This is a genomic window from Microbacterium sp. B19, from assembly GCF_000333395.1.
GTDB lineage: Bacteria > Actinomycetota > Actinomycetes > Actinomycetales > Microbacteriaceae > Microbacterium.
In genome coordinates this window covers 1-6661 of record NZ_BADA01000136.1, presented here as the reverse complement: position 1 = coordinate 6661, position 6661 = coordinate 1, and the positions used below count along the sequence as shown (strand labels likewise).

General features: G+C 70.9%; 6 protein-coding genes and 2 pseudogenes. 6 read left to right on the top strand and 2 right to left on the bottom strand.

Annotation, left to right across the window (positions count from 1 at the left end):
• A partial coding sequence (locus tag I5G_RS05155) for an aldehyde dehydrogenase family protein (RefSeq protein WP_022878107.1) occupies window positions 1-711 on the top strand: 711 nt, incomplete at its 5' end.
• A gap of 128 nt (window positions 712-839) precedes the next feature.
• Here I5G_RS05155 and I5G_RS05150 read toward each other — a convergent pair.
• On the bottom strand, window positions 840-2117 hold the full coding sequence (locus I5G_RS05150) for an MFS transporter (protein WP_022878106.1): 1278 nt from the start codon (window positions 2115-2117) through the stop codon (window positions 840-842).
• A gap of 201 nt (window positions 2118-2318) precedes the next feature.
• The gene (locus tag I5G_RS05145) at window positions 2319-2954 is read right to left on the bottom strand and encodes a TetR/AcrR family transcriptional regulator (protein ID WP_022878105.1); all 636 of its coding nucleotides are present in this window, start codon (window positions 2952-2954) and stop codon (window positions 2319-2321) included.
• 56 nt (window positions 2955-3010) lie between these two features.
• Here I5G_RS05145 and I5G_RS27180 point away from each other — a divergent pair.
• The 5 genes and pseudogenes from I5G_RS27180 to I5G_RS05120 all read left to right on the top strand — a co-directional run.
• A pseudogene (locus I5G_RS27180) lies at window positions 3011-4421 on the top strand (flavin monoamine oxidase family protein).
• Window positions 4418-4858 carry a hypothetical protein gene (locus I5G_RS05135; RefSeq protein ID WP_022878104.1) on the top strand — a complete coding sequence of 147 codons (441 nt, stop codon included), beginning with the start codon at window positions 4418-4420 and terminating at the stop codon, window positions 4856-4858. Before I5G_RS27180 ends, I5G_RS05135 begins: the two are co-directional and overlap by 4 nt.
• Window positions 4859-4918: 60 nt before the next feature.
• Window positions 4919-5143 (top strand): hypothetical protein, encoded by a 225-nt coding sequence (locus I5G_RS05130; RefSeq protein WP_022878103.1) that lies wholly within the window; start codon window positions 4919-4921, stop codon window positions 5141-5143.
• Between the two features lie 47 nt (window positions 5144-5190).
• Window positions 5191-5556: a fluoride efflux transporter CrcB gene (crcB, locus tag I5G_RS05125; RefSeq protein WP_022878102.1), complete on the top strand. Its 366-nt coding sequence runs from the start codon at window positions 5191-5193 to the stop codon at window positions 5554-5556.
• A gap of 128 nt (window positions 5557-5684) precedes the next feature.
• Window positions 5685-6548, top strand: a pseudogene (locus tag I5G_RS05120) (efflux RND transporter permease subunit); the annotation flags it as partial.
• Window positions 6549-6661 lie beyond the last annotated feature (113 nt).

The window sequence follows — 6661 nt, the reverse complement described above, 5'->3', positions numbered from 1 at the left end:
GATGCCGCGGCCGAAGCGGCCGTGTGGGGCGCGTACTCGAACGCGGGTCAGACGTGCATCGGCATCGAGCGGGTGTACGTCCACGCCGACGTCGCGGATCGGTTCGTCGACCGGGTCGCCGAACTCACGACGGAACTACGGGCGGGCGTGGACGATACCGCCCGCCTCGGCCCGCTCACGATGGCGCGGCAGGCCGACGTCGTGCGCGCGCACGTCACCGACGCGCTCGCCGCCGGCGGCAACCTGCGCGCGGGCGGCCTCCCGGCGAAGGGCGCGGTGATCCCCCCGATCCTCCTCACCGACGTCGACGAACGCTCGACGGCCGTACGCGAGGAGACGTTCGGGCCGACGCTCGTCGTGAACCGGGTGGCATCCATGGAGGAGGCCATCCGGCGGGCGAACGCCGTCCGTTACGGCCTGTCGGGCTCGGTGTTCTCCCGCCGACGGGGCAAGGAGCTGGCGACGCGGCTGCGCGGCGGCATGGTGGCGATCAACGCGGTGATCGCGTTCGCGGCCGTCCCCGCGCTGCCGTTCGGCGGTGTGGGCGACTCGGGCTTCGGCCGCATCCACGGCGCCGACGGCCTGCGCGAGTTCGCCACGGCGAAGGCCATCACGCGGCAGCGATTCCGGCTGCTGACGCTGACGACGATGCGGCGCACGCCCGGCGTCGACCGGATCGTCGACCGGATCATTCGCGTGCTGTACGGGTGAGGCGTCGGACACAACGAAGGAAAACTGCCGACCCCGCCCCCGTCGACCCCGGGATCCAGGGGCGCCGGATGGGGCGCGACGCCGATTTTCCTTCGTTGTGTCCGGCTGCGGCGGGCGGCCCGAGCCCGTCAGCGCACCGAGCGCACCCGCAGGATCATCACCGAGCCCACGATCCCGGCGATGCCGCTCGCGATGAACAGGCCCGTGAAGCCGCCGAACAGCACGACGGCCCCGGCGCCCAGGAGTGGTCCGAACGCCTGCGGGCCGGCCTGCGCGATGTTCATCAGGCCGACGTCCTTGCCGCGGCTCTCGGCGGACGGCAGCACCTGGGTGGCGAGCGCCTGGTCGACCGCGAAGAAGCAGCCCTGGCCGAGCCCGAGGAGCACCGCGCCGACGATCGCCGTCGCCTCCGCGGGGGCGACCGCGAGCAGCAGCGCCGCGAGCGACTGGGCGATGCCGGAGGCGAGCACGAAGACCCGGCGCCGGCCGAGCACGTCGCTGAGCTTTCCGAACCCCAGCGACGCGACGATCGTGACGACCATGTAGATGACCGTCGTGAACACGAGGAACCCCGTGGGGTCGTCCATTCGCAGGGCGAAGGTGAAGAAGTACAGCAGCATCGTCGTCGCGATCGCGTTGCTCAGGTTGATCAGGACCCGACTGACCACCGTCCACACGAAATCGGGGTGCTGACGCGGGTCCACCCAGATCGACGACAGGATCGCGCCGAGCGTGAGCGGGCCGAGCATCGCCGCCTCGTCGGGCGTCAACGGCACGTCGTGCAGGCGCAGCAGGAACGGGATCGCCAGCACCACCGCGCTCACCGCGAGCGCGAGATATCCCGTCGCGGTGGTCGTGAACACCGCCGTCACCAGCACGATCCCCAGCAGGATGCCGAAGGCGTTCGGCGCCGAGATCCAGCCCGACACCAGTCCGCGCTGGTTCTCCGGCACGCGATCGGCCATGACCGCGGTAAGGGCGGCGGATGCCATGCAGAACCCGAGCATCGTCACGGTCCACCAGATCACGGTGCCGACCGTTTCGGTCTGGATGCCGAGGAGCGCGAGGCCCGCCCCGACCAGCAGCACGCCGGCGAAGATCCACGGCCGGCGGCGTCCGAACCGCGAACGGGTGCGGTCGCTCAGCGCCCCCACGATCGGGTACGCCACCACCACGAACGCGCCGGCGATCGCGCTGACGATGCCGTAGGCGACCAGTGACGCGAGCCAGTCCTCGGACGTGTGCTGCGCCTCGATCTGCAGCGGCAGCAGCACCTGTACGGGCACGAGCTGCGCCATCCACAAGCCCAGCCAGACGCCCGCGAAGGCGGCGATCCAGCCCGCGCGGACCGGGCGCGTCGGTTCGGCGTAGGCCCCCAGCGTCGAGTGGTGCTCGGCGGCGGTCACGACACACGCAGCCGTCGGGCGCGCCGAGGAGGACGGCGGGAGGGGTGGGAGCGGATCACGGGCGGCCCTTCTGTCGATCACGGCATCGGGATCAACTATCGGGTCACTTTATTGCACAAACGTGCCGCGTTTTGTATCGAGAGTGTGAACTCAGTCCCTGGTGTCGAAATTCAGACCGAGAAACCTGTACATTTGCGCCAACTACTCGGTGATCGGTGCCGCGTCGCCCAGGGAAGAGGTGGCGGCGAGGGACACGAAGCCGATGAGGGCCGCGCGCAGGGCGTGCGCGAGCGACTGATACTGGACGACCTCGGAACGGGCGATGCGATGCAGGGTGTAGCCGTCGATCAGGGCCACCACCGCAGCGGCGGCGTGGGGATCGTTCACGCCGTGCGTGCGCAGGACGGCGCCCGCGATCTGGCGGGTCTCGTCGAGGATGCGCTCGACGTGGACGCGCAGCGCCGGGTGACGCGACGCGAACAGGTAGATCTCGAACTGCGCGACGGCGTTCTCGTCGGACTGCTGTCGAACGATCTCGACGAACTCGTCGATCGCGGCACCCGTGGCGCCGGCGTTCGTCTCGAGCAGGGTCCGGAACTCCTGCAGGCGCTCGAACTCGGCGCCCATGGCGTGCGCCACCGCCTCACCGATCATGTCGTCGAGGGAGTCGAAGAAGTACGTCGTCGACGAGTGCGGCACTCCGGCGGCCGCCGCCACCGACCGGTGCGTGACGGCCGAGATGCCCTTCTCCGCGATGATCTCGAGCGTCGCGTTCAGCAGCAGCTCACGGCGTGCGCGCCCCCGCGCGCGCATCGATCGCGTCGTCGTCTCGCTCACCGCGTCCTCCTCGTCGACCTCCCCGGTCGACCTCGCACCCGAATTGGAGCAAGCCTATGACTGCAGCCGTGACTCGCCCCGAACCCGAGGTCGACGTCGTCATCGTCGGCGCCGGGCTGTCCGGGCTGACGGCAGCCCACCGTCTCCGGCAGTTCGGTCTGTCGGTGCGCGTGTTCGAGGCCTCCTCCCGCGTCGGCGGTCGCGTGGCATCCGCCGATGTCGACGGGGTCCACGTGGATCTCGGCGGAACGTTCGTCGGCCCCGCGCAGGACCGCATCCTCGCCCTCGCCGACGAGATGGGGGTGGCGCGCTACCGGACCTACGCCGCGGGCGAGAACGTCATCCGCTGGCGCGGGCGCCACCGTCGCTACCGGGGCACCGTTCCACCGGTCGGGGCCGGGCTGCTCGACGTCGGCCGCATCCAGCTGTCGCTCGACCGGCTGGCGCGGACGGTTCCGCTCGGTGATCCGGCCGCCGCTCCCCACGCGGCCGACCTGGATGCCGAGAGCCTCGGCTCGTGGCTGACCCGCTCGCGCGCCTCGGCCGCCGCGCGCGACCTCATCGCGATCGCCGGGCGCACGACGTGGGGGTGCGAGCCCGAGGAGATCTCGCTGCTGCACGTCCTGCACTACATCCACCAGGCCGGGGGACTGTCGTCGATGCTCGATACCGAGGGCGGTGCGCAGGAGGAGCACTTCGTCGAGGGGTCGCACGAGATCGCCGCCCGCCTCGCGCGCGGCCTCGGGTCGGCGCTCCGCCTGGATGCGCCGGTCCAGCGGATCGAGACGTCCGCGGAGGGTGTCGTCGTCGCGACCGCGGACGAGAGCATCGCGGCGCGCACCGTCATCGTGGCCGTGCCGCCGGCCCTTCGCGAGCGCATCCGGTTCGCGCCGGCCCTGCCTCCGCGCTACGCGCAGCTGTCTCAGCGCTGGCCCGCGGGCGTGCTGTCGAAGGCCTACGCGATCTACGACGAGCCGTTCTGGCGGGCGGCGCGATCTGTCCGGTCAGGGCCTCTCCGACACGGGACCGGTGTTCATCACGTTCGACGCGAGCCCGCCCGGCGACGACGTCCCCGGCGTACTCCTCGGCTTCATCGGTGCCCGCTACGCCCGCGAGTGGGACGACCTGCCCCCGGCCGAGCGTCGCGCCCGTGCTCTGTCCTCGTTCGCGGATCTCTTCGGTCCTCGGGCCCTGGATGCCACGGGGTACATCGACCAGCGCTGGGGTGCCGAGCCGTGGGTCGCGGGAGGGCCGACGGCGGCGCCGGGGCCGGGCGTGGTCGCGCCGTACGCGTCCGCGCTGACAGAGCCGGTCGGGCGCATCCTGTGGGCCGGCACGGAGACGGCGTCCCGGTGGACCGGCTTCCTGGACGGGGCGGTGCGTGCGGGGGAGCGCGCCGCCCTCGAGGCGCGGCGACTCGTCGACGCCTCCGCGAGTGACACCGAGACGACGGGAGACGCCGCATGATCTGGCGCCGCGAGTACACGCACCTGACGACCGCGACCGCCGAGGCGGTGTGGAAGCGATGGACCACCCCCGAGGACTGGGCGATCGACGACCCTGATCTCCGCGAGGCGACGTTCCCGGTTCCGGTCCGCGTCGGGGCCGTCGGTCGCGTCGTCAACCACGGCACTCCGCCCCAGAAGATCGTGTTCACCGAGCTGCAGCCCGGCTACGCGATGAACTTCCGGATCGGTCTGCCGGGGGCCTCGCTGTCGTTCCCGCACCGGATGCACGCGACCCCGAACGGTCTGTCCGTCACGCACGCCGTCGAGATCTCGGGTCCGCTCGCTCCGGTTTTCGGGCTCCTGGTCGGCCGCTTGATCGCCGCGGGGCTGCCCGCCGTGGTGCGGCTCGTGACGACGAACGCTCTGGCGGATTCGGGCGAGATCGCCGTCGAATGACAGCACATTTGTGCAACAATGGCCGCGAGTGACGACGACGTCACCGGAGCAGGAGATGAAATGGCCGCTCGTTACGACCTCGCCAAGGTCAAGCTCGGGAAACTGATGACCGACCCGGATGCCGAGGCCATCATCCTCGACGTCATCCCCGACCTGAAGAAGAGCCCGACGTACCTCGTGGCGCGCACGCTCACCGCGAGCGCGGCCCTGCAGCTCGCGGCGGCACAGCTGGGGGCGGAGACGGCCGCCGAGCTCCGCCGTCGTGTCGAGGCGCTCGAGGCCTGACGCCGCGCCCGCACGGTCGCCGCGCGCCGGTCGCGTAGATTGACGGCGTGACGCCCCTCGTCTTCCTCGCGCTCGTCGTGGCCGGCGGGCTCGGCGCGGCCGCGCGCTACGCCCTCGACGTCCTCGTGCGTCGACGGACCGGCGATCGTTTCCCGTGGGGGATCCTCGTGGTGAACCTCACCGGCGCCTTCGCGCTCGGGGTGGTGACGCCGCTCGTCGTGGACGAGGTGTGGCGATGGATCGTCGGCACCGGGTTCCTCGGCGGTTACACGACCTTCAGCGCGGTCGCGGTGACCACGGCGCTGCTCGCGGAGGAGGGACGCACGCGCGCTGCGGTGTCCTACGGGGTGGTGTCCTTCGTGGGATCCGTTCTGGCGGCCGCGCTCGGCCTGGCTCTGGGTCACCTTCTGTAACGGGTCGCTGGGAGCGATCTCGCGACCGCCTGCCCGACCCGACGCCCGTGGGATACTGAGCCTCGATACATTCCTGTATCGGACGGGTGCCCCTGGCATCCGTCCTCGGCCGACCGAAGGGCCTCCGCGTGTCGTACCTGGCCGTGCTCAGTCTGCGCAATCGCGCGCTCATCGCCCTCGTCACCATCGTGGCCGCCGTGTTCGGCGGCCTGGCGTTGACGAACCTCAAGCAGGAGCTCATCCCCTCGATCGAGTTCCCGCAGCTCGCGGTCGTCACGACGTACCCGGGCGCCTCTCCGGAGGTCGTCGAAGCCGACGTGTCGACGCCGATCGAGGGCGCCATCCGCGGGGTCGAAGGACTCGAGTCCACCACCGCGACGAGCACGACGAACTCCTCGATCGTGTCCGCCTCCTTCACGTACGGCACCGATCTCGCCGCCGCGCAGCAGAAGATCCTCGCGGCGATCGCGCGCATCAAGGACCAGCTCCCCGACTCGGCGGACACGACCGTCGCGTCGGCCAGCATCGACGACTTCCCCGTCATCCAGCTCGCCGTCACCGGCTACTCGGACGCGCAGAACATCCAGTCGACGCTTGAGACGGTCGTCGTCCCGGCCCTCGAGGACGTCAAGGGAGTCAACGCCGCACAGGTGGTCGGTGGCACCGGTCAGCGCGTCACCATCACCCCCGACCCCACGCGCCTCGCGGAGAAGGGCTTCAGTCAGCAGGCGATCAACGACGCCCTCGAAGCGAACGGCGTGCTGTTCCCGGGTGGTTCGATCACCGAGAACGACCAGACCCTGACGGTCCAGACGGGCGCCAAGCTCACCAGCGTCGCCGAGATCTCCGCGCTTCCGCTGGTCCCGACCGATGCCGCCCAGGCGGCCGCTGGCGCGACGACGATCGCCGACGTCGCGAGTGTGGCCGAGCAGTCCGACCCGGTGACGACGCTGTCGCGGGTGAACGGCCCCCGCCGAGTCGCCCTACGCGTTCCTCGAGGACGACGCCGACGTTCGCGCATGGTTCGCGTTCATGAAGGTGCAGCTGCGTCTGCGCTACGAGATGAACCGGCAACTGCGCGATGACAGCGGGATCTCGCTGGTCG